General features: G+C 66.9%; 23 protein-coding genes and 1 pseudogene. 15 read left to right on the top strand and 9 right to left on the bottom strand.

The features are described from left to right. Window positions 1-11: 11 nt before the first annotated feature. Window positions 12-2,399 (bottom strand): hybrid sensor histidine kinase/response regulator LadS, encoded by a 2,388-nt coding sequence (gene ladS / locus AT700_RS04845; protein WP_003093145.1) that lies wholly within the window; start codon window positions 2,397-2,399, stop codon window positions 12-14. 210 nt (window positions 2,400-2,609) lie between these two features. On the opposite strand from ladS, the gene AT700_RS04840 reads away from it, so the two are divergent. The 4 genes from AT700_RS04840 (at window position 2,610) to AT700_RS04825 (ending at window position 6,128) form a co-directional block, all read left to right on the top strand. Then, the gene (locus tag AT700_RS04840) at window positions 2,610-3,407 is read left to right on the top strand and encodes a hydroxymethylpyrimidine/phosphomethylpyrimidine kinase (protein ID WP_016253014.1); all 798 of its coding nucleotides are present in this window, start codon (window positions 2,610-2,612) and stop codon (window positions 3,405-3,407) included. 10 nt (window positions 3,408-3,417) lie between these two features. Further along, entirely contained in the window at window positions 3,418-4,047 is a 630-nt protein-coding gene (gene thiE, locus AT700_RS04835) for a thiamine phosphate synthase (protein ID WP_003093148.1), read from the top strand. Between the two features lie 40 nt (window positions 4,048-4,087). Continuing rightward, the gene (hemL, locus tag AT700_RS04830) at window positions 4,088-5,371 is read left to right on the top strand and encodes a glutamate-1-semialdehyde 2,1-aminomutase (RefSeq protein ID WP_048520792.1); all 1,284 of its coding nucleotides are present in this window, start codon (window positions 4,088-4,090) and stop codon (window positions 5,369-5,371) included. 208 nt (window positions 5,372-5,579) lie between these two features. After that, window positions 5,580-6,128, top strand: a complete 549-nt coding sequence (locus AT700_RS04825) for a tetratricopeptide repeat protein (protein ID WP_003093155.1) — start codon at window positions 5,580-5,582, stop codon at window positions 6,126-6,128. Window positions 6,129-6,143: 15 nt separating this feature from the next. On the opposite strand, the gene AT700_RS04820 is transcribed toward AT700_RS04825, so the two are convergent. Continuing rightward, window positions 6,144-6,476 carry a DUF1820 family protein gene (locus AT700_RS04820; protein WP_003093157.1) on the bottom strand — a complete coding sequence of 111 codons (333 nt, stop codon included), beginning with the start codon at window positions 6,474-6,476 and terminating at the stop codon, window positions 6,144-6,146. 128 nt (window positions 6,477-6,604) lie between these two features. Between AT700_RS04820 and miaB the strand changes: the two genes are divergently transcribed. From miaB to lnt, 5 genes are all read left to right on the top strand, one after another. After that, window positions 6,605-7,945, top strand: a complete 1,341-nt coding sequence (miaB, locus tag AT700_RS04815; RefSeq protein WP_003093158.1) for a tRNA (N6-isopentenyl adenosine(37)-C2)-methylthiotransferase MiaB — start codon at window positions 6,605-6,607, stop codon at window positions 7,943-7,945. Between the two features lie 168 nt (window positions 7,946-8,113). After that, complete coding sequence (locus AT700_RS04810; RefSeq protein ID WP_003093159.1) at window positions 8,114-9,136, top strand: PhoH family protein; 1,023 nt, start codon at window positions 8,114-8,116, stop codon at window positions 9,134-9,136. After that, window positions 9,126-9,608 (top strand): rRNA maturation RNase YbeY, encoded by a 483-nt coding sequence (gene ybeY / locus AT700_RS04805; RefSeq protein ID WP_003093160.1) that lies wholly within the window; start codon window positions 9,126-9,128, stop codon window positions 9,606-9,608. The genes AT700_RS04810 and ybeY overlap by 11 nt, the downstream gene beginning before the upstream one ends. Next, entirely contained in the window at window positions 9,605-10,444 is an 840-nt protein-coding gene (locus AT700_RS04800) for an HlyC/CorC family transporter (RefSeq protein ID WP_003093161.1), read from the top strand. The genes ybeY and AT700_RS04800 overlap by 4 nt, the downstream gene beginning before the upstream one ends. 185 nt (window positions 10,445-10,629) lie before the next feature. Continuing rightward, window positions 10,630-12,165 carry an apolipoprotein N-acyltransferase gene (gene lnt / locus AT700_RS04795; protein WP_003118259.1) on the top strand — a complete coding sequence of 512 codons (1,536 nt, stop codon included), beginning with the start codon at window positions 10,630-10,632 and terminating at the stop codon, window positions 12,163-12,165. Between the two features lie 49 nt (window positions 12,166-12,214). Here lnt and AT700_RS04790 read toward each other — a convergent pair whose 3' ends face one another. Together AT700_RS04790 and AT700_RS04785 are read right to left on the bottom strand one after the other, a co-directional pair. Next, window positions 12,215-12,976, bottom strand: coding sequence for a YdcF family protein (locus AT700_RS04790; protein ID WP_003093163.1), 762 nt, complete (start codon window positions 12,974-12,976; stop codon window positions 12,215-12,217). A 72-nt stretch (window positions 12,977-13,048) separates the two neighbouring features. Further along, window positions 13,049-13,480 carry a hypothetical protein gene (locus tag AT700_RS04785; protein WP_003161864.1) on the bottom strand — a complete coding sequence of 144 codons (432 nt, stop codon included), beginning with the start codon at window positions 13,478-13,480 and terminating at the stop codon, window positions 13,049-13,051. Between the two features lie 170 nt (window positions 13,481-13,650). On the opposite strand from AT700_RS04785, the gene leuS reads away from it, so the two are divergent. The 4 genes from leuS (at window position 13,651) to arfA (ending at window position 18,281) form a co-directional block, all read left to right on the top strand. Next, entirely contained in the window at window positions 13,651-16,272 is a 2,622-nt protein-coding gene (gene leuS / locus AT700_RS04780) for a leucine--tRNA ligase (protein ID WP_004365850.1), read from the top strand. A gap of 66 nt (window positions 16,273-16,338) precedes the next feature. After that, a complete protein-coding gene (gene lptE, locus AT700_RS04775; protein WP_003100322.1) occupies window positions 16,339-16,962 on the top strand; it encodes an LPS assembly lipoprotein LptE in 624 nt (207 codons plus the stop codon). A gap of 37 nt (window positions 16,963-16,999) precedes the next feature. After that, the gene (gene holA, locus AT700_RS04770) at window positions 17,000-18,037 is read left to right on the top strand and encodes a DNA polymerase III subunit delta (RefSeq protein ID WP_003093168.1); all 1,038 of its coding nucleotides are present in this window, start codon (window positions 17,000-17,002) and stop codon (window positions 18,035-18,037) included. A 91-nt stretch (window positions 18,038-18,128) separates the two neighbouring features. Then, entirely contained in the window at window positions 18,129-18,281 is a 153-nt protein-coding gene (gene arfA, locus AT700_RS04765; protein ID WP_003093169.1) for an alternative ribosome-rescue factor A, read from the top strand. A 115-nt stretch (window positions 18,282-18,396) separates the two neighbouring features. Here arfA and AT700_RS04760 read toward each other — a convergent pair whose 3' ends face one another. Next, window positions 18,397-18,615: a hypothetical protein gene (locus AT700_RS04760; protein WP_003093170.1), complete on the bottom strand. Its 219-nt coding sequence runs from the start codon at window positions 18,613-18,615 to the stop codon at window positions 18,397-18,399. A 241-nt stretch (window positions 18,616-18,856) separates the two neighbouring features. Here AT700_RS04760 and AT700_RS04755 point away from each other — a divergent pair, with 241 nt between their 5' ends. Beyond that, entirely contained in the window at window positions 18,857-20,203 is a 1,347-nt protein-coding gene (locus AT700_RS04755) for a lytic murein transglycosylase (RefSeq protein ID WP_003118255.1), read from the top strand. 109 nt (window positions 20,204-20,312) lie between these two features. Here the strand turns inward: AT700_RS04755 and AT700_RS04750 are convergent. Next, window positions 20,313-21,203, bottom strand: a pseudogene (locus AT700_RS04750) (alpha/beta fold hydrolase). 105 nt (window positions 21,204-21,308) lie between these two features. On the opposite strand from AT700_RS04750, the gene AT700_RS04745 reads away from it, so the two are divergent. Continuing rightward, the gene (locus AT700_RS04745) at window positions 21,309-22,202 is read left to right on the top strand and encodes a LysR family transcriptional regulator (RefSeq protein WP_003119197.1); all 894 of its coding nucleotides are present in this window, start codon (window positions 21,309-21,311) and stop codon (window positions 22,200-22,202) included. A 145-nt stretch (window positions 22,203-22,347) separates the two neighbouring features. On the opposite strand, the gene lipA is transcribed toward AT700_RS04745, so the two are convergent. From lipA to AT700_RS04730, 3 genes are read right to left on the bottom strand one after another with little or no spacing between them, the layout of a single operon-like run. After that, complete coding sequence (gene lipA / locus AT700_RS04740) at window positions 22,348-23,331, bottom strand: lipoyl synthase (RefSeq protein ID WP_003119196.1); 984 nt, start codon at window positions 23,329-23,331, stop codon at window positions 22,348-22,350. Further along, window positions 23,328-23,981: a lipoyl(octanoyl) transferase LipB gene (gene lipB, locus AT700_RS04735; protein ID WP_003093177.1), complete on the bottom strand. Its 654-nt coding sequence runs from the start codon at window positions 23,979-23,981 to the stop codon at window positions 23,328-23,330. Before lipB ends, lipA begins: the two co-directional genes overlap by 4 nt. Further along, the gene (locus tag AT700_RS04730) at window positions 23,981-24,262 is read right to left on the bottom strand and encodes a DUF493 domain-containing protein (protein ID WP_003100311.1); all 282 of its coding nucleotides are present in this window, start codon (window positions 24,260-24,262) and stop codon (window positions 23,981-23,983) included. The genes lipB and AT700_RS04730 overlap by 1 nt, the downstream gene beginning before the upstream one ends. Window positions 24,263-24,282 lie beyond the last annotated feature (20 nt).

The following is a 24,282-nucleotide window of genomic DNA, read 5'->3' as shown; positions in this document are numbered from 1 at the left end:
GCGGAACGGCTTCAGGCGGACTTGGTGACGATCGGCTGGCACAGCAGCCAATCGTGCAGCAGGGTCTGCAACTCTTCGAACTTGACCGGCTTGGCCATGTAGTCGCTCATGCCCGCCGCCAGGCAGCGCTCGCGATCGCCGCTGTGGCTGTGGGCGGTCAACGCCAGCACCGGCAGTTCCGCGCAGCCGGGCAGCGCGCGGATCGCCCGACAGGTGGCGAAGCCGTCCATCACCGGCATCTGGCAGTCGAGCAGTACGCCGTCCGGCCGCTCGCGCGCCAGCAACTCCAGGGCTTCGCTACCGTTGTCGGCGGTGCGCACCCGGTAGCCGAGCTTGAGCAGCATGCCGCGAGTCACCAACTGGTTGATGGCGTTGTCCTCCACCACCAGCACCGTGCACTCCTCGGGACGCCGCACCGCCTGCCCGCCGGCGCGCCGCGGCGGCGGCGCCAGGCCCTGGGCCGGCTGGGTCAGTTGCAGGCGCAGGAGGAAGCGGCTGCCCTGTCCCGGCCGGGACTCGTGGGTCAGCTCGCCGCCAAGCAGCTCCACCAGCTTGCGGCACAGAGCCAGGCCGATGCCGAGGCCTCCGTAGCCACGGGTCAACGAGCTGTCGGCCTGGACGAAACGCTGGTAGAGGTCGCTGCCGGCGGCCATGTCGAAACCGATGCCGGTGTCGATCACTTCCACCCGCAGCGCCACCCCGTCATGGGTACGCCCGGCGGCGACGCGCAGGGTCACGCTGCCCCTGGCGGTGAACTTGATCGCGTTGTCGACCAGGTAGCCCAGCGCCTGGGCCAGCTTGCCGGCATCGCCTTCGAGGGTATCCGGCAGGCTGTCGTCCAGTTGCAGGGCGAAGCGCAGGCCCTTCTCCTCGGCGCGCGGCGCGTACTGCGCGCGCAGGCTGTCGAACAGGCCGCGCAGGCTGAACGGCTCGCGGCGCGGGTAGAGCTTGCCGGCCTGCAGTTCGATGAGGGCGAGGATGTCGTTGACCATCCGCATCATGTCCCGCGCCGAACCGGCGGCGGTGCGCTGGTACTCGGCGAGTTCGACGTCCATCGGCACCGTCTGCATCAGCTCCAGCGAACCGATCACCCCGCTCATCGGGGTGCGCAGTTCGTGGGTGACGGTGGCGAGGAACTCGTCCTTCAGGCGGTTGCTGTTGGCCAGTTCCTGGTTCAGCGCTTCCAGCTTGCGGCTGGACTCCTGGAGGATTCGCGCGCGCTCCTCCTTCATCGCGTTGATCCGGTCGGCCAGCGCCAGCGACAGCAAGCCCACCTCCAGCGCCGAACCGATCTGGCTGGCATACATGGTGAGGAACATGTTCGGTAGGTAGCCGAGGACCATCAGGGTGTTGACGATGCCGCCGAGAAGGAAGGCGGTCCAGGCGATGATGAAATAGCGCGCCACGCGCATGCCGCGCAGCCAGGCGAGGATGCCGGCGGCGAAGATCAGGCCGGTGAAGGCCAGCGCCAGGTAGGTGGCCAGGCGCAGGGCCACGGCGTAGCTCATGGTCAGCGCCATCAGCATGACCAGCGCGCCGACCGCCATCAGCGCCAGCAGGCCGCGGTCGACCCACACGCTGTGGTCGCGGGTATGCAGGAAGCTGCGCGCGAACTGGCAGCCGAACAGCGCCGCCGAACCGATCAGGAATGGCGTGGCGGCGTTCGCCCACCAGGGGCTGTCGGGCCAGAAGTACTCGATGCCGGCGCCGTTCACCGAGACCTGGTAGAGCCCGAACGAAGCGATATAGAGGATGTAGTAGAGATAGCTGGTATCGCGGACGCTGAGGAAGATGAACAGGTTGTAGATCAGCATCACCAGCAGCACGCCATAGATGATGCCGAGCACATAGATGCGTTCGGGCTGCTCCTCCAGGTAGGCCTTGGGCGACCACAGGGTCAGCGGCGCCTGGATCGACCCCTGGCTTTCCAGCCGCAGGTAGACACGCTGCGGCTTGTTCGGCTCGAGGCCGAGTTCGAACAGGTAGTTGTTCTGCCGGATCGGCCGACTGGCGAACGGCAATGTGTCGCCGGTGCGCTGGGCGAGGCGGTAGCCGCCCTGGCCATCGGGCAGGTAGAGGTCGAGCTTGTCCAGCGGCGGATAGGCCAGCTCCAGCAGCCAGGTGCGCGGATCGCTGGAGGCGACCGGCCGGTAGTCCAGGTCCAGGCGCAACCAGAACACCGAGCGCGAATAGCCGGCATTGAGCACGTCCTTGTCATGGCGGCGGAAGCTGCTGTCGATGGCCCGCGAGGTGATGTCGTTGATATCGGCGCTACCGCGCACGTCCTCGAACACGTCGATGGACTGCCCCAGCGGCAGGCGCTCGACCTGCTCGTTGAAGCTCACCGCACCCGCCAGGCACGGCAACGCAAGAAGAAAGAGAATCAGCCAGTGCCGCATGATGCCCCGCAGTGCTCCTCGAACGGACCGGGAGCCCCACCTCCCTCGTCATGGTCCGCCCTTGGCGAGCGTTGTATGAATATTCGCCGAACTTTAGCACACGCCACGCCACATCAGGCCCGGGACGTGTCACGCAGGGCCCGGGCGCGGCGCCCGAAAGGTCGTCCGCGCAGCCGCCACGAAGCGCTTTTAGTGGTAAGCTCACGCGCCATGAAAACACCGACTTCCCGCCCCGTAGTGCTCTGCCTGTCCGGTCACGACCCCAGTGGTGGCGCCGGACTGCAAGCCGACATCGAAGCCCTGCTCGCCCAGGGCTGCCACGCCGCCCCGGCGGTCACCGCGCTGACCGTGCAGGACACCGTCAACGTCAGCGACTTCCGCGTCCTCGACCGCGAGTGGGTGCTGGCCCAGGCCAACGCCGTACTCGCCGACCTGCCCGTCGCGGCGGTCAAGCTGGGTATGCTCGGTTCGCTGGAGATGGTCGACACGGTGGCCGAGATCCTCGCCGCCCACCCGCACTTGCCGGTGGTCTGCGATCCGGTGCTGCGCGCCGGCGGCGGCGGTGCGTTGGGCAAGGGCGACGTCGGCTTCGCCATGCGCGAGCGGCTGCTGCCGCGCGCCACCATCGCCACGCCGAACCTGCCGGAAGCGCGCCTGCTCGCCGACCTGCCCGAGGGCAGCGCCGACCAGTGCGCCGAGCGCCTGCTGGAACACTGCGAGCACCTGTTGATCACCGGCGGACACGGCGACGAAAGCGAAGTGCACAATCGCCTGTACAGCCGCGACGGCAGCCGCCGCACCTTCACCTGCCAGCGCCTGCCCGGCAGCTACCATGGCTCCGGCTGCACCCTGGCCAGCGCCCTGGCCGGTCGCATCGCCTTCGGCGAAGCGCTGCACGGCGCCGTGCAGAGCGCCCTCGACTACACCTGGCGGACCCTGCGCGACGCCGAGAGTCCGGGCCACGGCCAATACGTGCCGCGCCGCCTGCCCACCGACTTCTGTCACTGAGAGCCAGCCGATGAAACTGCGCGGCCTGTACGCCATCACCGATAGCCAGCTACTGGACGACGGCCGCCTGCTGCCCTACGTCGAAGCCGCGCTCCGCGGCGGCGCGCGCCTGCTGCAATACCGCGACAAATCCAGCGACCAGGCGCGGCGCCTGCGCGAGGCGGAAAGCCTGCGCGAACTCTGCGAACGCCACGGCGCGCAGTTGATCGTCAACGACGACGCCGAACTCGCCGCGCGCCTGGGCGTCGGCCTGCACCTCGGCCAGACCGACGGTTCGCTGTCGGCGGCGCGCGCCCTGCTCGGCCGCCAGGCGATCATCGGCGCCACCTGCCACGCCCAACTGGAACTGGCCGAGCAGGCGGTGGCCGAGGGCGCCAGCTACGTCGCCTTCGGCCGCTTCTTCAATTCCAGCACCAAACCCGGCGCCCCCGCCGCCAGCGTCGAACTGCTCGACCAGGCCCGGCCGCGCCTGCACCTGCCGATCACCGCCATCGGCGGCATCAGCCTCGATACCGCGCCCGGTCTGATCGCCCGCGGCGTCGATCTGGTCGCCGTGATCCATGCGCTGTTCGCCGCCGCGTCCGCCGCCGAGGTGGAACGCCGCGCCCGCGCCTTCAGCGCCCTGTTCGAACCTGCCTGACGCCTCCGCGCCTCGCCCGAGAAGAGATAGAGAGCTAGCCATGTCCCGTTCCGAAACGCTGTTCAACAACGCCCAGAAACACATTCCCGGCGGGGTCAACTCCCCGGTGCGCGCCTTCAAGAGCGTCGGCGGCACCCCGCTGTTCTTCAAGCACGCCGAAGGCGCCTATGTACTGGACGAGGACGACAAGCGCTACGTGGACTATGTCGGCTCCTGGGGCCCGATGATCCTCGGCCACAGCCATCCGGACGTGCTCGACGCGGTGCGCCGGCAGCTCGACCACGGTCTGTCCTATGGCGCGCCGACCGCGCTGGAAGTGGAAATGGCCGACCTGGTCTGCTCCATGGTGCCGTCGATGGAGATGGTGCGCATGGTCAGCTCCGGCACCGAGGCGACCATGAGCGCCATCCGTCTGGCCCGCGGCTACACCGGGCGCGACAGCATCATCAAGTTCGAAGGCTGCTACCACGGTCACTCCGACAGCCTGCTGGTGAAGGCCGGCTCCGGCGCCCTGACCTTCGGCGTGCCGAACTCCCCGGGCGTTCCGGCGGCCTTCGCCAAGCACACCCTGACCCTGCCGTTCAACGACATCGAGGCGGTGCGCAAGACCCTGGGCGAAGTCGGCAAGGAGGTCGCCTGCATCATCGTCGAGCCGGTTGCCGGCAACATGAACTGTGTGCCGCCGGCGCCGGGCTTCCTCGAAGGCCTGCGCGAAGCCTGCGACGAACACGGCGTGGTGCTGATCTTCGACGAAGTGATGACCGGCTTCCGTGTCGCCCTCGGCGGCGCCCAGGCCTACTACGGGGTCACCCCGGACCTGTCGACCTTCGGCAAGATCATCGGCGGCGGCATGCCGGTGGGCGCCTTCGGCGGCAAGCGCGAGATCATGCAGCAGATTTCCCCGCTGGGCCCGGTCTACCAGGCCGGCACGCTCTCGGGCAACCCGCTGGCGATGGCCGCCGGCCTGACCACCCTGCGCCTGATCAGCCGCCCCGGTTTCCACGACGAACTGACCGCCTACACCACGCGCATGCTCGACGGCCTGCAACAGCGCGCGGATGCCGCCGGCATCCCCTTCGTCACCACCCAGGCGGGCGGCATGTTCGGCCTGTACTTCAGCGGCGCCGACGCCATCGTCACCTTCGAGCACGTGATGGCCAGCGACGTCGAACGCTTCAAGCGCTTCTTCCACCTGATGCTCGACGGTGGCGTGTACCTTGCGCCTAGCGCCTTCGAGGCCGGCTTCACCTCCATCGCCCATGGCGACAAGGAGCTGGAAATCACGCTGAACGCCGCCGAAAAAGCCTTCGCCGCGCTGAAATGATCCTCTTCGCGGCGCCCTTCCCGGGCGCCGCCCTCCTCCCCGCCGGAACGCCTTCCTAGCCGAAATGCATAAACGCGCCGACAAAGTTCCCGAAAAGACAGTAAAGACTTTGTAAGGAGGCGTCGGCTTATTTCATAATGTGAGGGTCAGCGCATTTCGTTGGCCGGGCAGCCCTTGCCCGCCCCGATCCAGGAGGTGTCTTCCCCTCATGTTCCGTACCGGCCGCACCCTCGCCCTGGGTTGCCTGTTGATCCTCCAGCCGCTGCTCGCGCAGGCGGGAGGCAACTCGTTGCTGATTCCAGCGACCGGCCGCTGCGCGCTGAACACCGTTCCCGAAGAATTGCAGCAGGCGCTCGCCGCCTGCCAGCAGGTCGCCAATGGCGGCGACGCCGAGGCGCAATACGAACTGGGCGAATTCTTCTACGACGGCGAGCGCATCCCGCGCGACCTCCAGGCCGCCCTCAACTGGTTCGAGAAAGCTTCTCTACAGGGCCATGCCCAGGCCCAGTACCACCTCGGCACCATGTTCTTCCGTGGCGAAGGGGTTCCGGCGAACAACGTACAGGCCTACATCGTGCTGAAGATGGCAGCGGTGAACGGCGCCGAGGACGCCCTGGACAGCGCCGACCTGGTAGCCGAGCAGATGAACCGCGACGAACTGGACATCGCCACCCGGGTGCTGGGGCAGATCTTCCGCAACTACCTGATCGAACTGCAGACTGCCGGCGGCGTCACGCCCTTCGCGCCGCTGCCCTGACGTCCCTTTCGCGAATCAGTCGCTCTTGCCGGGCATCGGCATGGGGAACGGCATGACGTTGCCCGCGCCCTTGGCCTCGCTGATCTTCGGCGTACCCAGGCGCTCGACCTCGTCGATGCGGACGATCGCGTGCATCGGCACGAAGCTGCGCAGAACGCCTTCGAACTGCGCCTTGAGCTTCTCCTCGCTGGGGTCCACCACCACCTGGGTGCGCTCGCCGAAGACGAACTCCTCGATTTCCAGGAAGCCCCACAGATCGCTCTGGTAGATCTGCTTGGCATACATCTCGAAGACCTGGCCCTGGTTGAGGAAAATCACCTTGTAGATGGGGTTTTCGCGCTTGTTCATGGCGGGGAAAGCAATGCCGGAAAATGAAGGGCGCGAATCATAGCACAGCCTTTCGGCCAGCAACGCTAGGAACCGGGGGCCCCGCCCTCTATAATGCGCGGTCCTTTTCGAACTGTCCGACGAAGCGCATGGCCAAGAAGCTTTTCATCGAAACCCACGGCTGCCAGATGAACGAGTACGACTCGTCGCGAATGGCGGACCTGCTCGGTGAACACCAAGCCCTCGAGGTGACCGAAAACGCCGCCGAGGCCGACGTCATCCTGCTCAATACCTGCTCGATCCGCGAGAAGGCCCAGGAAAAGGTGTTTTCCAAGCTCGGCATGTGGCGCGAGCTGAAGCAGCAGAATCCCGACCTGGTGATCGGCGTCGGCGGCTGCGTGGCCAGCCAGGAAGGCGCCGCGATCCGTGAGCGCGCGCCCTATGTCGACGTGGTCTTCGGCCCGCAGACCCTGCACCGCCTGCCGGAAATGATCGACGCCGCGCGCAGCACGCGCAAGCCGCAGGTCGACGTGTCCTTCCCGGAAATCGAGAAATTCGACCGCCTGCCGGAACCGCGGGTCGATGGCCCCACCGCCTTCGTCTCGGTGATGGAAGGCTGCAGCAAGTACTGCAGCTTCTGCGTGGTGCCCTACACCCGCGGCGAGGAAGTCAGCCGACCATTCGACGACGTGATCGCCGAAGTGATCCACCTGGCCGAGAACGGCGTCCGCGAAGTCACCCTGCTGGGACAGAACGTCAACGGCTTCCGCGGCCTGACCCACGATGGCCGCCTGGCCGACTTCGCCGAACTGCTGCGGGTGGTCGCCGCCGTCGACGGTATCGAGCGCATCCGCTATACCACCTCGCACCCGCTGGAATTCTCCGACGCGCTGATCCAGGCCCACGCCGAGGTGCCGGAGCTGGTGAAATTCATCCACCTGCCGGTGCAGTCGGGCTCCGACCGCGTGCTGGCGGCGATGAAGCGCAACCATACCGTGCTGGAATACAAGTCGCGTATCCGCAAGCTGAAGGCCGCGGTACCGGACATCTGCATCAGCTCCGACTTCATCGTCGGTTTCCCCGGCGAAACCGAGAAGGACTTCGAGCAGACCATGAAGCTGGTGGAGGACGTCGGCTTCGACTTCTCCTTCTCCTTCATCTACAGCGCGCGGCCCGGCACGCCCGCCGCCGACCTCGCCGACGACCTGCCGGAAGAAGTGAAGAAACAGCGCCTGCAGATCCTCCAGAGCCGCATCCACCAGCAAGGCTACGAGATCAGCCGGCGCATGGTCGGCAGCACCCAGCGGATCCTGGTCACCGACTTCTCGAAGAAGGACCCAGGCATGCTCCAGGGGCGCACCGAGAACAACCGGATCGTCAACTTCCGCTGCGACAATCCACGCCTGATCGGCCAGTTCGCCCAGGTGCACATCGACGACGCGCTGCCGCACTCGCTGCGCGGTACCCTGATCGACAGCACCCTGCATTGAGGCCGACGACCGTACGGCGGGCTCGCTGAACCTTCCCGCCGCCACGGTGCACCAACGTTTCAGCGGGAACCGGGAAAGCGCCGCCGCGATACGGCAACTTTGCGCGACGATATCCAGCGGTTATTCTCTTCCCTATCAATCAGCCACTGGCGAGTACGACAGAACACCTTGAACGCCCCCCAGGAACTTCATCGCTTTATCCTCGAGCCGTTCGACGCCCGCAGCTTCGCGACACTTTGCGGGCAGTTCGACGAGCATCTCCACCAGATCGAGAAACGCCTCGACATCGAGATCCGCAACCGCGGCAACCAGTTCGAACTGGCCGGCGAACCGCGCCGGACCAAGGTCGCCGAACGCCTGCTGCAGCGTCTCTACCGCGAGGCGCAGAACGGCACCGATCTCACCCCCGACACCGTGCACCTGTACCTGCAGGAGTCCGGCCTGGAAGACCTCGAGGAATTGCAGAGCGCGCCGCAGGTCACCCTGAAGTCGCGCAAGGCGCACATCCGCCCGCGCGGCGCCAACCAGCAGCGCTACGTCAAGGCGATCCTCGACCACGACATCAACTTCGGCATCGGCCCGGCCGGCACCGGCAAGACCTATCTCGCCGTGGCCTGCGCCGTCGACGCCCTGGAGCGCGAGCAGATCCGCCGCATCCTGCTGGTGCGCCCGGCGGTCGAGGCCGGCGAGAAGCTCGGTTTCCTTCCCGGCGACCTGTCGCAGAAGATCGACCCCTACCTGCGCCCGCTCTACGACGCGCTCTACGAGATGCTCGGCTTCGAACACGTGGCCAAGCTGATCGAGCGCAACGTCATCGAGGTCGCGCCGCTGGCCTACATGCGCGGGCGCACGCTGAACAACAGCTTCATCATCCTCGACGAGAGCCAGAACACCACAGTCGAGCAGATGAAGATGTTCCTCACCCGGATCGGCTTCGGCTCCACCGCGGTGATCACCGGCGACGTCACCCAGGTCGACCTGCCCCGCGGCACCCGCTCCGGCCTCAAGCACGTGATCGAGGTCCTGCAGGACGTCCCCGGCATCAGCTTCACCCACTTCAAGCCCAAGGATGTGGTCCGCCACCCGCTGGTGCAGCGTATCGTCGAAGCCTACGAGCGTCACGAGAGCCGCCAGCAAGGCCAGGTGCGGCCGGTCGAGGGAACGGGCAAGGGCGGTCACGATGCCGCTTGAGCTCGACCTGCAGGTCGCCAGCGCCGCCCCGGACCTGCCCTCCGAAGCGCAGTTCCGCGCCTGGTGCGAACTGGCCCTGCGCCAGCGTCCGGAGTCGGAGCTGACCATCCGCCTGGTGGACGAGGCCGAAGGCCTGGAACTGAACAGCACCTACCGGCACAAGGACTACGCGACCAACGTGCTGTCCTTCCCCGCCGATGTCCCGGACGAGCTTCTCGATATCCCGCTGCTCGGCGACCTGGTGATCTGCGCCCCGGTGGTCGCCCGCGAAGCCCTGGAACAGCGCAAGCCGTTGCAGGCCCACTGGGCCCACCTGGTGATCCACGGCTGCCTGCACCTACTCGGCTACGACCACATCGACGACGCCGAAGCGGAAGAAATGGAAACACTGGAACGTGAATTGCTGGCGGAACTGGGTCATCCCGATCCGTACGCCTGCGACGACGAAGAGCCACCGAGCAAGGAAAAATGAGCGAAGACCGATCGAGCAACGGGCACAAGTCCTGGCTGGACAAGATCACCCAGGCTTTTGCCCACGAGCCGAGAAACCGCCAGGAGCTCCTCGAGCTGCTGCGCGATGCCCACGACAACAAGCTGCTGGACAGCGAGGCGCTGTCCATCGTCGAGGGGGCGATCCAGGTCGCCGACCTGCAGGTGCGCGACATCATGGTGCCGCGCTCGCAGATGATGAGCATCCGCTCGACCCAGACGCCGAAGGAATTCCTTCCGGCCATCATCGAAGCCGCCCACTCGCGCTACCCGGTGGTCGGCGAAAGCCTCGACGACGTCATGGGCGTACTGCTGGCCAAGGACCTCCTGCCACTGATCCTGCACAACGACGAGCGTCCCTTCGACATCAAGGAACTGCTGCGTCCGGCTACCTTCGTCCCCGAATCCAAGCGCCTCAACGTGCTGCTCCGCGAATTCCGCGCCAACCGCAACCACATGGCCATCGTCATCGACGAATACGGCGGCGTGGCCGGCCTGGTGACCATCGAGGACGTGCTGGAACAGATCGTCGGTGATATCGAGGACGAGCACGACGTCGAGGAGGACAGCTACATCAAGCCGCTGCCCAGCGGCGATTTCATCGTCAAGGCGCTGACCCCCGTGGACGCCTTCAACGACTTCTTCGGCTCGGAATTCTCTGACGAGGAATTCGATACCGTGGGCGGCCTGGTGATGAGCGCCTTCGGCCACCTGCCCAAGCGCAACGAAGTGGTCGAGCTGGGCGAGTTCCGTTTCCGCGTACTCAACGCCGACAGCCGCCGCGTCCATCTGCTGCGCCTGTCTCCCCTGCAGAACTGAGCGCGCCCCCTCCGCCGCGGCGGAGGGGGCATCTTCCCGCGCCGTCCTTCTGGCGTCTCGCCAGCCCCTCCTTTACTCTTGCGCCTTGCGCCAGACTCCCCTGTCGCCGCGGACGTTGCCGTCCGGCAGCCGAAGGCGGCCCCGGTCTGCGCAGTCGGACATTGAACAGGCTCTAAGGACATTCGATGCGTTGGATTTCTCGTCCCGGCTGGCCCGGACACCTGCTGGCACTCGCCGCAGGCGCGCTCACACCCCTGGCCCTGGCGCCCTTCGACTACTGGCCGCTGGCGATCCTCTCGATCGCCCTGCTCTATCTCGGCTTGCGCGGCCTTCCCGGCAAGTCCGCCCTGTGGCGCGGCTGGTGGTACGGTTTCGGCGCGTTCGGCGCCGGCACCAGCTGGATCTACGTCAGTATCCATGACTACGGCGCCGCCTCGGTGCCGCTGGCAAGCCTCCTCATGCTCGGCTTCACCGCCGGCGTCGCCTTCTTCTTCGCCCTGCCGGCCTGGCTGTGGGCGCGCTGCCTGCGCCGCGACAACGCGCCGCTGGGCGACGCCCTGGCGTTCGCCGCCCTGTGGCTGGCACTGGAGCTGTTCCGCAGTTGGTTCCTTACCGGTTTCCCCTGGCTCTACGCCGGCTATAGCCAGTTGCAGGGACCGCTGGCCGGGCTGGTACCGGTGGGCGGCGTATGGCTGTCCTCCTTCGTCATCGCCCTCAGCGCGGCCCTGCTGGTGAACCTGCCGCGCCTCTTCCCGCACGGTGCCAGCCTGCTTCTGGGGCTGGTCCTGCTGCTCGGCCCGTGGGCGGCCGGCCTCTATCTCAAGGGCCACGCCTGGACCCATTCGGCCGGCGAACCGCTGAGGGTAGTGGCGATCCAGGGCAACATCGCCCAGGAGCTGAAATGGGACCCGAATCAGGTCCGCGCGCAACTCGACCTCTACCGCGACCTGAGCCTGCCGCAGCAGGACGTCGACCTGATCGTCTGGCCGGAAACCGCGGTGCCGATTCTCCAGGACATGGCCAGCGGCTACCTCGGCGCCATGGGCCAGGTCGCCGACGAGAAGAACGCCGCGCTGATCACCGGGGTCCCGGTGCGTGAACGTCTCGCCGACGGCAAGAGTCGCTACTTCAACGGCATCACCGTGGTCGGCGAAGGCGCGGGCACCTACCTCAAGCAGAAGCTGGTGCCGTTCGGCGAGTACGTGCCGCTGCAGGACCTGCTGCGCGGCCTGATCGCCTTCTTCGACCTGCCGATGTCCGACTTCGCTCGCGGTCCGGCCGACCAGCCGCTGCTCAAGGCCAAGGGCTACCAGATCGCCCCGTACATCTGCTACGAAGTGGTCTACCCGGAGTTCGCCGCCGCGCTCGCGGCGCAGAGCCAGGTGTTGCTGACAGTGAGCAACGACACCTGGTTCGGCACTTCCATAGGCCCTTTGCAGCACCTGCAGATGGCACAGATGCGCGCCCTGGAAAGCGGTCGCTGGATGATCCGCGCGACCAACAACGGCGTCACCGGCCTGATCGATCCCTATGGCCGGATCGTCCGGCAGATCCCGCAGTTCCAGCAGGGCATCCTGCGCGGCGAGGTGATTCCCATGCAGGGCCTGACGCCCTATCTGCAATACCGCGTCTGGCCGCTGGCCGGGTTGGCCGGCGTGCTGCTGCTATGGGCTCTGCTCGGCCGCCAGTTGCGTCCGCAGGAGCGACGCCTGTTCGGCTGAAACCAGCCCCTCCTGGAAAGACCGGCGCCCCTGCGGCGCCGGTTGCGTCTCAGCGGTAGAACAGGCGATAGCCGACCAGGCCGATCGCCTCGTTCAGCAGCATGCCGCTCTGCCAGAAGGCCTGCGCTTCCGGCAGCCAGCCGCCGAAGGGCCGCAGGTTGGCCCCGCCGAGGAAGCCGACCGGCGCCGGGATCACCTCGAACCCCTGGCGCTCGAAGCTCCAGCGTGCCCGCTGCATGTGCCAGGCCTGGGTCACCAGCACCACCCGGCGCACGCCGGCCTCGCGCAACTGCGGGGCGCTCAGGGTGGCGTTTTCCCAGGTGGTACGGCTGAGACCTTCCTGCCAGCGCGTCGGCACGCCGAAGTCCTGCAACAGGGCATTGGCCATCAGCGCCGCCTCGCTGGGCGGGCGTCCGTAATGCAACCCGCCGCTGATCAGTACCGGCAGCGCCGAGGTCTTGGCCAGCCGCGCGGCATAGCGCAGCCGCTCGGCCGCCAGCAGGCTCGGCGCATCGTCGCCCCAGGCCGGGTCGTTGGTCTGCCGGCCGGCACCGAGGATGACGATGGCGTCGGCGCGCTGCGCCAGGCCCGGCAGATCCTCCGCCAGCAGGGCCGGTTCGCTTTCGAGCCAGCGCCCCATCCACTCCACGCTGAGCGGCATGCTCATCAGCCACAGACCGAAGAACCCGCAGACACCGCACAGCCGCGCCAGCCTCGGTCGGCTGGTGCGCCACCAGAAAGCGAAAAACAGCAGCAGCAACAGGCCGCCCGGCGGCAGCAGAAGTTGCTTGAAGAAATAACGGATCGGCATCGCCCCCTCCCTGTCGGAAGAGGCAATCTAAAGGATTGCGCGACGCCTGGCGAAACTTCCCGGAAAGAGACCCTAGCGGCCGTTGCCCGAACGGAACAGTTGCGAGCCGCAATGGCCGCACGGCAACACGCCATGCCCCTTGCTCCACTGCACCGGCGCACCGCAGAGCGCACAGAGCAGTTGCCGCTGTTTCAACGAGACGTGGCGACGGGGCGCCGGCGGTTGCGGCCGGGGCGGCCGGGGTGTCCTGCCGGTCTGGCGCTCGAGCAGCGCTAGCTCCTCGGCGGCCGCATGCCAGCCGCGCAACCAGTGCAGGTCCTGGTCGAGATAGGCGCGTATCAGCCCCATCTCCGCTTCGCTCAAACCACGCAACTCAAGCTCCGTGGGATGCTCGTCACGCAGGCGCTCGGCCGTATCCGCTTCATCCAGAGCCAGGGCGAGACGCTGCAGCAGCCTCTCGTACAGCCCACCTCCCGTTACACTCGCGCGTTGCAGCTCAGCCATCGAACACCTCTGAAGGTACCACTGGGCAGCCAGCCATCGACGGCCCATAGGGCAAGCTTAGCGTTCCCGTTCGGCTGAACCGCCCCCGGCGACAAACGGCGCGGGCTATCGACAGGAGTGGGGGTCATGTATGCTACGAGGCTTTCGAACAGTCACGTCTAAGTAGCGCCATGCACGAGCAATATCAGCCACTCGAGATCGAAACCCAGGCCCAGAACTACTGGAAAGAACACCAGTCCTTCCTCGTCAGGGAGCTACCCGACAAGGAGAAGTTCTACTGCCTGTCGATGTTCCCGTATCCGAGCGGCAAGCTGCACATGGGCCACGTGCGCAACTACACCATCGGCGACGTGATCAGCCGCTACCACCGCATGCAGGGCCGCAACGTGCTGCAGCCGATGGGCTGGGACGCGTTCGGCATGCCGGCGGAAAACGCCGCGATGAAGAACAACGTCGCCCCGGCGGCCTGGACCTACGACAACATCGCCTACATGAAGTCGCAGCTGGACAGCCTCGGCCTGGCGATCGACTGGAGCCGCGAGGTCACCACCTGCAAGCCGGACTACTACCGCTGGGAGCAGTGGCTGTTCACCCGCCTGTTCGAAAAAGGGGTGATCTACCGCAAGAACGGCACGGTCAATTGGGATCCGGTCGACCAGACCGTACTCGCCAACGAGCAGGTGATCGACGGGCGCGGCTGGCGCTCCGGCGCGCTGATCGAGAAGCGCGAGATCCCGATGTACTACTTCAAGATCACCGCCTACGCCGAGGAACTGCTGGAGAGCCTCGACAACCTGCCCGGCTGGCCGGAGCAGGTGAAGACCATGCAGCGCAACTGGATCGGCAAGTCGCGCGGGATGGAGATCGGCTTCCCCTACGACCAGGTCTCCATCGGCCACGCCGGCCAACTGAAGGTGTTCACCACCCGTCCGGACACCCTGATGGGCGCCACCTACGTCGCCGTCGCCGCCGAACACCCGCTGGCCACCCAGGCAGCGCAGAACGACCCGCAGTTGCAGGCGTTCATCGACGAATGCAAGCGCGGCGGCGTCGCCGAGGCCGACATCGCCACCCAGGAGAAGAAAGGCATGGCCACTTCCCTGTTCGTCGAACACCCGCTGACCGGCGACAAGCTGCCGGTATGGGTCGCCAACTACGTGCTGATGAACTACGGCGAAGGCGCGGTGATGGCGGTGCCCGGCCATGACGAGCGCGACTTCGAGTTCGCCAACAAGTACGGCCTGCCGATCCGCCAGGTGATCGCCAAGGTCGAGGGCGACAACGACTTCGAGTCCAGCGTCTGGAAGGAGTGGTACGGCGCCAAGGACGAGTCCGTGCTCACCGTCAACTCCGGCAAGTACGACAACCTCGGCTACCAGGCCGCCTTCGACGCCATCGGCGCCGACCTCGAGGCCAAGGGCCTGGGCCAGGCGCGCACCCAGTTCCGCCTGCGCGACTGGGGCATCAGCCGCCAGCGCTACTGGGGCTGCCCGATCCCGATCATCCACTGCGAGGCTTGCGGCGACGTCCCGGTGCCGGCCGACCAGTTGCCGGTGGTGCTGCCGGAAGACGTGGTACCGGACGGCTCCGGTTCGCCGCTGGCGAAGATGCCGGAATTCTACGAATGCAACTGCCCGAAATGCGGCCAGCCGGCCAAGCGCGAAACCGACACCATGGACACCTTCGTCGAGTCGTCCTGGTATTTCGCCCGCTACGCCTGCCCGCAGTTCGAAGGCGGCATGCTGGACAGGAAGGCGGCCGACTACTGGCTGCCGGTCGACCAGTACATCGGCGGCATCGAGCACGCCATCCTGCACCTGCTCTATGCGCGCTTCTTCCACAAGCTGATGCGCGACGAAGGCCTGGTCGGCAGCGACGAACCGTTCAAGAACCTGCTGACCCAGGGCATGGTGGTCGCCGATACCTACTACCGGACCACCGCCAACGGCGGCAAGGACTGGTTCAACCCGGCCGACGTCGAGGTCGAGCGTGACGCCAAGGCCAAGGTCGTCGGCGCGCGGCTGAAGAGCGACGGCCAGCCGGTCGAGATCGGCGGCACCGAGAAGATGTCGAAGTCGAAGAACAACGGTGTCGACCCGCAATCGATGATCGACCAGTACGGTGCCGATACCTGCCGCCTGTTCATGATGTTCGCCTCGCCGCCGGACATGAGCCTGGAGTGGTCGGACGCCGGCGTCGAGGGCGCCAACCGCTTCCTCCGCCGCGTCTGGCGCCTGGCTCACGCCCACGTCAGCGCCGGCCTCCCCGGCGCGCTGGACGTCGCCGCCCTGAGCGACGCGCAGAAGCAGGTCCGCCGCGCCATCCACCTGGCGATCAGGCAGGCCAGCCAGGATGTCGGCCAGCACCACAAGTTCAACACCGCCATCGCCGCGGTGATGACCCTGATGAACGTGCTGGAGAAGGCGCCGAACCAGGACGCCCAGGACCGCGCCCTGATCCAGGAAGGCCTGGAAACCGTGGTCCTGCTGCTGGCGCCCATCACTCCGCACATCTGCCACGTGCTCTGGGGCCAGCTCGGCCATGCCGAAGCGGTGATCGATGCGCGCTGGCCGAGCGTCGACGAGAGCGCACTGGTGCAGGACACCCTGCAACTGGTGGTGCAGGTCAACGGCAAGCTGCGCGGACACATCGACGTGGCCGCCAGCGCCAGCCGCGAGGATGTCGAGGCCGCCGCGCGCGCCAACGAGAACGTGCTGCGTTTCACCGAAGGCCTGAGCATCCGCAAGGTCATCGTGGTACCGGGCAAACTGGTCAACATCGTCGCCAACTGATACGCGATTCCATTGGACGCCCCCGGCCATCCGGGGGCGCTGATCAACAGGAGTGAGGGAAGCTTGATGAAACGTATCCTGACCAGCGCCGCGCTGATCGGTATGACCACCCTGCTGGCCGCCTGCGGCTTCCAACTGCGCGGCCTGGGCGATGCGCAATTCGCGCTCAAGGAAATCGACGTGTCCGCGCGCAACGCCTACGGCCCGACCGTGCGCGAACTGAAGGAAACCCTGGAAAACAGCGGCGTGAAGGTCACCAGCAACGCGCCCTACCACCTGGTGCTGGTCCGCGAGGACAACCAGCAGCGCACCGTCAGCTACACCGGTTCCGCGCGCGGCGCGGAGTTCGAGCTGACCAACACGATCAACTACGAGATCGTCGGCGCCAACGACCTGGTCCTGATGAGCAACCAGGTACAGGTGCAGAAGGTCTACGTGCACGACGAAAACAACCTGATCGGTTCCGACCAGGAAGCCGCGCAGCTGCGCAGCGAGATGCGGCGCGACCTGATCCAGCAGTTGTCCATGCGCCTCCAGGCGCTGACCCCGGCGCAACTCGACGAAGCCCAGCGCCAGGCAGAAGCCAAGGCCAAGGCGGAAGCCGAAGCCCTGCGCGCCGCCGACGAGGCGGAGCGCCAGCGCCGCGCCGCCGAGCCGCAGCAGTCGCCGATCGAGTTCCCCACCCCGTGATGCCCCGGGGCCGGTTTCGCCGGCCCCGTCTTCTCCTATGAAGCTGACTCCCGCGCAACTCGCCAAGCACCTCCAGGGCCCCCTGGCGCCCGTCTATGTCGTCAGCGGCGATGAACCGCTGCTCTGCCAGGAAGCCTGCGATGCCATTCGCCAGGCCTGCCGCGAGCGCGACTTCGGCGAGCGCCAGGTATTCAATGCCGAAGCCAACTTCGATTGGGGCTTGCTGCTGGAGGCCGGCGCCAGCCTGTCGCTGTTCGCCGAGAAGCGCCTGATCGAACTGCGCCTGCCCTCCGGCAAGCCCGGCGACAAAGGCGCGGCGATTCTCCAGGAATACCTGCAACGGCCGCCGGAAGACACCGTGCTCCTGCTCAGTCTGCCCAAGCTCGATGGCAGCACGCAGAAGACCAAGTGGGCCAAGGCCCTGATCGATGGCAACGCCGCGCAGTTCATCCAGGTCTGGCCGGTCGACGTCCACCAGTTGCCGCAGTGGATTCGCCAGCGCCTGTCCCAGGCCGGCCTGTCCGCCAGCCCCGAAGCCCTGGAGCTGATCGCCGCGCGCGTGGAAGGCAACCTGCTCGCCGCCGCCCAGGAAATCGAAAAGCTCAAGCTGCTCGCCGAGGGCAACCAGATCGACGCCGCCACCGTACAGGCCGCGGTCGCCGACAGCGCACGCTTCGATGTCTTCGGCCTGATCGACGCTGCCCTTGGCGGTGAAGCGGCCCACGCCCTGCGCATCCTGGAAGGACTGCGCGGCGAAGGCATCGAGCCGCCGGTGATCCTCTGGGGCCTGGCCCGCGAGATCCGCCTGCTGGCTGGCCTGTCCCAGCAATACGGCCAGGGCATCCCGCTGGAGAAAGCCTTCGCCCAGGCGCGTCCGCCGGTCTGGGACAAGCGCCGTCCGCTGCTGACCCGTGCCCTGCAACGCCACTCCAGCAGCCGCTGGAACCAGATGCTGAGGGATGCCCAGTTGATCGACGCGCAGATCAAGGGACAGGCACCCGGCAGCCCCTGGAGCGGTCTCTCGCTTCTCGCCCTGAGCCTCGCCGGCCAGCGCCTCGGCCTGCCGGCAGCCTGAAGGCGCAACCAGCACTGGACAATCCGCGGCGACAGGCAGATGATGCGCGCGCTGGCGAGCGCCAGCCCGATCACCTTCGAGGACCTATGCCATGGCAAAGAAAAGCAAGCGGCCGAACAAGGCCAAATCCCTGGTCGCCCAGCCACTGTTCCGCAGCCGCCAGGAACAGGCGAAGAAAGGCAAAGGCAGCTACCGCCGCGAAGCCTCCCGTAACTGGGAGGCTTCTTTCGTTATGGCGGCCTGAAACAGCCGCTGGTCCATCCTCCCGCAACGCCCTCCTCACCCACGCGCCCCGCCTACCCCGCCCGAAGCCCGTCGACAGGACCAACCCCACCGCCAGCCTGCCGCCCATGGGCACACTATCGTCGGCGCGCAAGCCCTGGCCCCATCGGGTTGGGCGAAAAGCCAATGGTTCCTCCATCATGATCCGCGGCCTCGACATCCCGCGCGGCCGACTGGCAACCCTCTGGCCATTGCAGCGCACGAACCAGGCTCGGGCGTTCGATGCCGACGCCGAAGCGGGTAGCCATGTCGCGCAGAACGAAGGCCAGGAAGAAGAAGTCGAAGGCCTCGAGCATGCCGCGCGACCCGTCGCCGATCCCGACTCGGGTGCGCCGCGAGGCTTCGACAGGCGGCGGAGCGGTACGGACGAAACCATTGGCCGCCCGACAGTGACCGAACATATGGCGAACGATATCCACTGCGCCGATGGAACCACATTGGCGAACCCGGGGCCCCGCCGGCGCGTCCAACGACGGCAGACGCGTCCTGGCCGGCGTGCTAAGGTGGCCCGTCCCGAGGACCCTGCTGAGGAGAGCAATGCGTAACCCCGAACGATCCGCCCTGCTGAAGGTGAGCGGGCTGCTGGGCAGCACCGTCGTCGCCATGGGGCTTGGCCTCTCCAGCGCCTGCGCGCAGAAGAATCCGACAGTCGAATACAACCAGCCTGCCGCTCCCCTGCAGACCAAGGCGCCCTTCTCCGGCGCCGGCCCGGCCGCCTCGGTGCCCGCTGGCGCGCCGAACGAGGCCCAGCCTGGGCAAAGCTTCGAACAGTGGCGTGACGCCTTCCGTCAACAGGCGCTGGCCGGTGGAATCGATGCGCAGACCTTCGATCGCGCCTTCGCCGGCGTCCAGCCCGATCCCGCCGTGGTCGAAGCCGACCGCAGCCAGCCGGAATTCACCCGACCGGTATGGAAGTACCTGGAAGGCGCCCTCGATCCGCTGCGCGTTCGCCAGGGCCAGGCGCGCCTGGCGCAGCATGCGCGCATCCTCGGCGAAGTCGACGCGCGCTATGCGGTGGATGCGGATGCGGTGGTGGCGATCTGGGGCATGGAGAGCAACTACGGTTCGCACATGGGCAACAAGAACGTGATCCGCTCCCTGGCGACCCTCGCCTATGAAGGACGCCGCCCGGAATTCGCCCACGCCCAGTTGCTCGCCGCCCTGAAGATTCTCCAGCACGGCGACGTTCCGGCCTCCTTCATGATCGGCTCCTGGGCCGGCGCCATGGGCCAGACCCAGTTCATCCCGACCACCTACAACCAGTATGCCGTGGACTTCGACGGCGACGGCAAGCGTGACATCTGGGGCTCGCCCGGCGACGCCCTGGCCTCCACCGCCAACTACCTGAAAGCCTCCGGCTGGATCGCCGGACAACCCTGGGGTTTCGAAGTCCGCCTGCCGGCAGGCTTCGACTATTCCCTGGCGGAACTCACCATCCGCAAGCCCCTGGGCGAATGGCAAGGGATGGGCGTACAAGGCGTCAACGGCGGCCCCCTGCCCTCCGGACTCTCCGGCGAACAGGCCTCGCTGCTGCTGCCGGCCGGGCACCGCGGCCCGGCCTTCCTGGTGCTGCACAACTTCCGCGCCATCCTCAAGTACAACAACTCCAGCGCCTACGCCCTGGCCGTCGGCCTGCTCGCCGACAGCTTCAAGGGCGGCGGCCGGATAGTCGGCGCCTGGCCGCTGGAGGATGTTCCGCTGAGCCGCTCGCAGCGCATCGAGCTGCAACGGCAACTGGCCGCCCGCGGACACGATCCGGGCGCGGTGGATGGCATCATCGGCGCCAATACGCGCAAGGCGATCCGCGCCTGCCAGCAGGAGTTCGGCTGGCCGGCGGACGGCTATCCGACCCCGGCGCTGCTCGACCGCCTGCGGACGCCATAGGGCCACCGGCGGAGCTTACGACCCCACGTCCGCCGCGACCGCTCGCGGCACACCGGTTCGTAGGGCGGATAACGCCACGGGCGTTATCCGCCGCTGCGGCGTCCAGGACCTAGTCATCCGCGCAGAACCGCAGGATAGCGTCCGCCACCTGGGTGGCCGCCTCGCGCTGCGGAAAATGGCCGACGCCCTCCAGCACCAGCCGCTGGTAGCGCCCGCTGAAGTAGTGCTCGCGTCCGCGGGAGCCGTCGGGGTGGGTGCAGGCATCCGCGCCGCCGTGCAGCACCAGGGTCGGCAGCGCCAGGCGCGGTGCCGGGAGCAAGCGCTGTTCCGCCGCCCCGTAGCGCGGCTCCCCCGCGACGAAGCCCCAGCGATGCCGGTAATAGTGCAGCACCACGGCCACCCAGTCCGGCCCGGAGAAGGCCTGGGCGGCCTCCTAGAAATCGCGCTCGGCATACCATCCCGGCGGCGACCAGGTGTCCCACATCTGCCGGGCGAATGCCTCGCCCTCCTCGCGCAGCGCGCGCTCTCCGCGTGGCGTAGCCATGAACCACTGGTACCAGAAGCTACGGGCCTGCGGCAGGGAAAGAACTTGCTGCGGATCGTTGCTGGCGTACCCCACCGAGAGCATCACCAGGTGCGAGGCTACGCCCTCGCGCAGTCCGCAGGCACTAGCCACCGCGCGAGCCCCCCAGTCATGGCCGACCAGCAGGGGACGTTGCAATGCCAGGCTGTCGACGAATGCCAGCAGATCGCAAGCCAGAGCCGCCAGTTGCCCGCTGCGCGGAGTAGACGCATCGCGGAAGCGGGTCGGGGCGAATCCCCGGAGGGCTGGTGCCAGCACCCGATAGCCGGCGTCCGCCAGGGACTCCGCCAAGTCTTTCCAAGTATGCGGGCTGTCCGGCCAACCGTGCAACAAGACGGCGCTGCGCGCCCCCTGCGGATTCCACTCCAGGTAGGCGATATCCAGGACATCGGTGGAAACGAAGGCATAGCGGCTCATCGGACCTCTCCAAGAGAAAGAAGGGACATCCTAGGACGCTTGCCAAGGGTGATTCATGAATAGTTAGCGTCTACTATTCATGAAACGAGATGAATGGAAGACCTCATGGAGCTTGCCGTCCCCACCTCCCAATCCCTGGATATCGTGTTGTTGCGTACCTTTCTCGAAGTGGTCGACAGTGGCGGCTTCGCCCTCGCCGCGGACAATCTCGCGCTCACTCCCTCCGCGGTCAGCGGGCATATCAAGCGCCTGGAACAGACAGCCGGCGTCAGCCTGCTCAGCCGCACCACCCGCCGCCTGGAGCTGACCCAGGCGGGCGAGACGCTCTACGCCTATGCCCGCAACATCGTCGAGCTGGAGCGCGAGGCCCGCGCCAGGCTGCACGGCACGCCGATCCGCGACCGCCTGCGCATCGGCGCTTCGGAGGACTTCGCCAGCGCCTGGCTGCCACGCGTCCTGCAACGCTTTCGCCGCTGGCACCCCGAAGCATCCATCGAACTCAAGGTCGGTATCACCACCGACCTGCTCCGCCAGCAGGCCCAGGGGCGCACCGACGTGGTGTTCGGCAAGCAGTGCCGGCGGGTAGGAGACGACGGCGAACTGCTCTGGGAGGAACCGCTGGTCTGGGCCGCGGCGACCGCGATCGAGCTGCCCGCGGGCGAACCGCTGCCGCTGGCGCTGTTCCCCGAACCCTGCGTCTACCGCGAAGCGGCGATTACAGCCCTCGGCGCCGCTGCGCGTCCCTGGCGCCTGGTGTTCGAGAGCGCCAGCATGGCCGGCTGCCTGTCCGCCGCGCTGGCCGGTTTCGCCGTGACGGTGGTGGCGCGCAGCCAGATGCGCGAGGGGCTACGCGAACTGGGCCCGGAACAGGGTTTTCCGACGCTGCCGGAGGCGCGTTTCTACGCCTTCTCGCGCCAACCCAGCCTGGCGGCCGATGCACTGATCGAGGCGGTGCGGCAGCTCGGCCAGCGCAGTCGCTTCGTTACCGCACAGGGATGAGAGCAAACGGTACTCACCTACGCGCCGGCGGATAACCGCAAGCGGTTGTTCGTCCTACGTCCGAAGAGGCTTCGTGGCTGCCCAATGAAAAACGCCGCGTCCCTGTGCAGGGACGCGGCGTCGGAAGGCATTGGCGCGGCGTAGATCAGCCGATCTTGTTGCCGTGCGCCTGCTGGTCGGCATGGTAGGACGAACGCACCAGCGGGCCGGACGCGACGTTCTTGAAGCCCATCTTCTCGCCTTCCTCGGCGAACCAGGCGAAGGTGTCCGGATGCACGAAGCGCTGCACCGGCAGGTGGTTGCGCGACGGCTGCAGGTACTGGCCGAGGGTCAGCATGTCGATGTCGTGCTCGCGCATCCGCTGCATGACCTCGATGACCTCATCGTCGGTCTCGCCCAGGCCGAGCATCAGCCCGGACTTGGTCGGAACGTGCGGAACCATCTGCTTGAACTTCTGCAGCAGGTCCAGCGACCACTCGAAGTCCGAGCCCGGCCGCGAGGAGCGGTACAGGCGCGGTACCGTCTCCAGGTTATGGTTGAACACGTCCGGCGGCTCGTTGGCGGTGATCTCCAGGGCGATGTCCATGCGACCGCGATAGTCGGGCACCAGGGTTTCCAGCTGGATCCCCGGCGACAGCTTGCGGATCTCGCGCAGGCAGTCGGCGAAGTGCTGGGCGCCGCCGTCGCGCAGGTCGTCGCGGTCCACCGAGGTGATCACCACGTACTTCAGCCGCAGGTCGGCGATGGCGATGGCCAGGTTGGTCGGCTCGTCGACGTCCAGCGGCTTCGGCCGGCCATGACCGACGTCGCAGAACGGGCAGCGTCGGGTGCAGATATCGCCCATGATCATGAAGGTCGCGGTGCCGCCGGAGAAGCACTCGCCCAGGTTCGGGCAGGACGCCTCTTCGCAGACGCTGTGCAGCTTGTGCTTGCGCAGCAGTTGCTTGATGCGGTCGACCTCGGGGGAAACCGGGATGCGCACGCGGATCCAGTCGGGTTTCTTCGGCAGTTCCTCGGTGGGAATGATCTTCACCGGAATCCGCGCGACCTTTTCCGCGCCGCGCAGCTTCACGCCGACTTCCACCTTGCCCGGCTTGGCTTCTCCGGACTTCTCCACAACAGTGCTCATGTCAGTTCGATCCCGCCCGTAAGGGTCTTCTGTTCAGCGTAGCCAAGGCGTGAGACGAGCTCAGCGCGCAATCGGGTACACACCTCGGCAAAATCCACCGGCCCAACCAGGTCGCGCAGTTGGGTCATGGGCATCCCGGCGTAGCCGCAGGGATTGATTCGTTGGAACGGTCGCAGGTCCATGTCCAGGTTCAGCGCCAGGCCATGGAAGGAACAGCCGTTGCGGATGCGCAGGCCGAGGGAGGCGATCTTCGCCCCGTCGACGTAGACACCCGGCGCGTCCGGCTTGGCCACGGCCTGCACGTCATAGGACGCCAGCAGGCCGATCAGGCTCTGCTCGATCCGGCTGACCAGCTCGCGCACGCCCAGTCCCAGGCGGCGGACATCGAGCAGCAGGTAGGTGACCAACTGGCCGGGGCCGTGGTAGGTCACCTGGCCGCCGCGATCTACCTGGATCACCGGGATGTCGCCGGGGAACAGCACATGCTCCGCCTTGCCGGCCTGCCCCTGGGTGAAGACCGCAGGGTGCTGCAACAGCCAGGCTTCGTCCATTACCGATTTGTCGCGTTCGGCAACGAAGCGCTGCATGGCATGCCAGGTCGGTTCGTAGGGAACCTCGCCGAGCTCACGGAAGCCCAGCTCGAGCCCCATCAGAGCACCATGTGCACGCGTCCGGTCGCGCGCAGGTCGTTATGGATGGCTTGCAGTTGGTCGACATCGGTGGCGGTGATCAGCACCTGCACCGAGAGGAAGCGCCCCTTGCTGCTGTCACGGACCACCAGGGTCTCGACGTCGAGATCCGGCGCGTGGCGCTGGATGATTTCCACGACCAGGTCGGAGAAACCTTCGCCGGCGTCGCCGATCACCTTGATCGGATAGCGCTCGCAGGGGAATTCGATTTTCGGGGGTTGAACGTCAGGGGTATCGGTCATGGCGGCGGCGGACCCGTGGT

It is taken from the genome of Pseudomonas aeruginosa, assembly GCF_001457615.1.
In the GTDB taxonomy this organism is placed as follows: domain Bacteria; phylum Pseudomonadota; class Gammaproteobacteria; order Pseudomonadales; family Pseudomonadaceae; genus Pseudomonas; species Pseudomonas aeruginosa.
This window is presented reverse-complemented; position numbering and strand designations above follow the sequence as displayed.

Excerpts from the sequence above, each read along its gene's own strand:
- AT700_RS04730 (WP_003100311.1), bottom strand. The coding sequence starts at position 24,262 with ATGACCGATACCCCTGACGTTCAACCCCCGAAAATCGAATTCCCCTGC.
- lnt (WP_003118259.1), top strand. The coding sequence starts at position 10,630 with ATGCGTTGGATTTCTCGTCCCGGCTGGCCCGGACACCTGCTGGCACTC.
- ybeY (WP_003093160.1), top strand. The coding sequence starts at position 9,126 with ATGCCGCTTGAGCTCGACCTGCAGGTCGCCAGCGCCGCCCCGGACCTG.
- leuS (WP_004365850.1), top strand. The coding sequence starts at position 13,651 with ATGCACGAGCAATATCAGCCACTCGAGATCGAAACCCAGGCCCAGAAC.
- lptE (WP_003100322.1), top strand. The coding sequence starts at position 16,339 with ATGAAACGTATCCTGACCAGCGCCGCGCTGATCGGTATGACCACCCTG.
- lipB (WP_003093177.1), bottom strand. The coding sequence starts at position 23,981 with ATGGGGCTCGAGCTGGGCTTCCGTGAGCTCGGCGAGGTTCCCTACGAA.
- AT700_RS04745 (WP_003119197.1), top strand. The coding sequence starts at position 21,309 with ATGGAGCTTGCCGTCCCCACCTCCCAATCCCTGGATATCGTGTTGTTG.
- AT700_RS04785 (WP_003161864.1), bottom strand. The coding sequence starts at position 13,480 with ATGGCTGAGCTGCAACGCGCGAGTGTAACGGGAGGTGGGCTGTACGAG.
- AT700_RS04820 (WP_003093157.1), bottom strand. The coding sequence starts at position 6,476 with ATGAACAAGCGCGAAAACCCCATCTACAAGGTGATTTTCCTCAACCAG.
- AT700_RS04790 (WP_003093163.1), bottom strand. The coding sequence starts at position 12,976 with ATGCCGATCCGTTATTTCTTCAAGCAACTTCTGCTGCCGCCGGGCGGC.
- miaB (WP_003093158.1), top strand. The coding sequence starts at position 6,605 with ATGGCCAAGAAGCTTTTCATCGAAACCCACGGCTGCCAGATGAACGAG.
- lipA (WP_003119196.1), bottom strand. The coding sequence starts at position 23,331 with ATGAGCACTGTTGTGGAGAAGTCCGGAGAAGCCAAGCCGGGCAAGGTG.
- AT700_RS04800 (WP_003093161.1), top strand. The coding sequence starts at position 9,605 with ATGAGCGAAGACCGATCGAGCAACGGGCACAAGTCCTGGCTGGACAAG.
- AT700_RS04840 (WP_016253014.1), top strand. The coding sequence starts at position 2,610 with ATGAAAACACCGACTTCCCGCCCCGTAGTGCTCTGCCTGTCCGGTCAC.
- AT700_RS04755 (WP_003118255.1), top strand. The coding sequence starts at position 18,857 with ATGCGTAACCCCGAACGATCCGCCCTGCTGAAGGTGAGCGGGCTGCTG.
- holA (WP_003093168.1), top strand. The coding sequence starts at position 17,000 with ATGAAGCTGACTCCCGCGCAACTCGCCAAGCACCTCCAGGGCCCCCTG.
- arfA (WP_003093169.1), top strand. The coding sequence starts at position 18,129 with ATGGCAAAGAAAAGCAAGCGGCCGAACAAGGCCAAATCCCTGGTCGCC.
- hemL (WP_048520792.1), top strand. The coding sequence starts at position 4,088 with ATGTCCCGTTCCGAAACGCTGTTCAACAACGCCCAGAAACACATTCCC.
- AT700_RS04760 (WP_003093170.1), bottom strand. The coding sequence starts at position 18,615 with ATGCTCGAGGCCTTCGACTTCTTCTTCCTGGCCTTCGTTCTGCGCGAC.
- AT700_RS04825 (WP_003093155.1), top strand. The coding sequence starts at position 5,580 with ATGTTCCGTACCGGCCGCACCCTCGCCCTGGGTTGCCTGTTGATCCTC.
- thiE (WP_003093148.1), top strand. The coding sequence starts at position 3,418 with ATGAAACTGCGCGGCCTGTACGCCATCACCGATAGCCAGCTACTGGAC.
- ladS (WP_003093145.1), bottom strand. The coding sequence starts at position 2,399 with ATGCGGCACTGGCTGATTCTCTTTCTTCTTGCGTTGCCGTGCCTGGCG.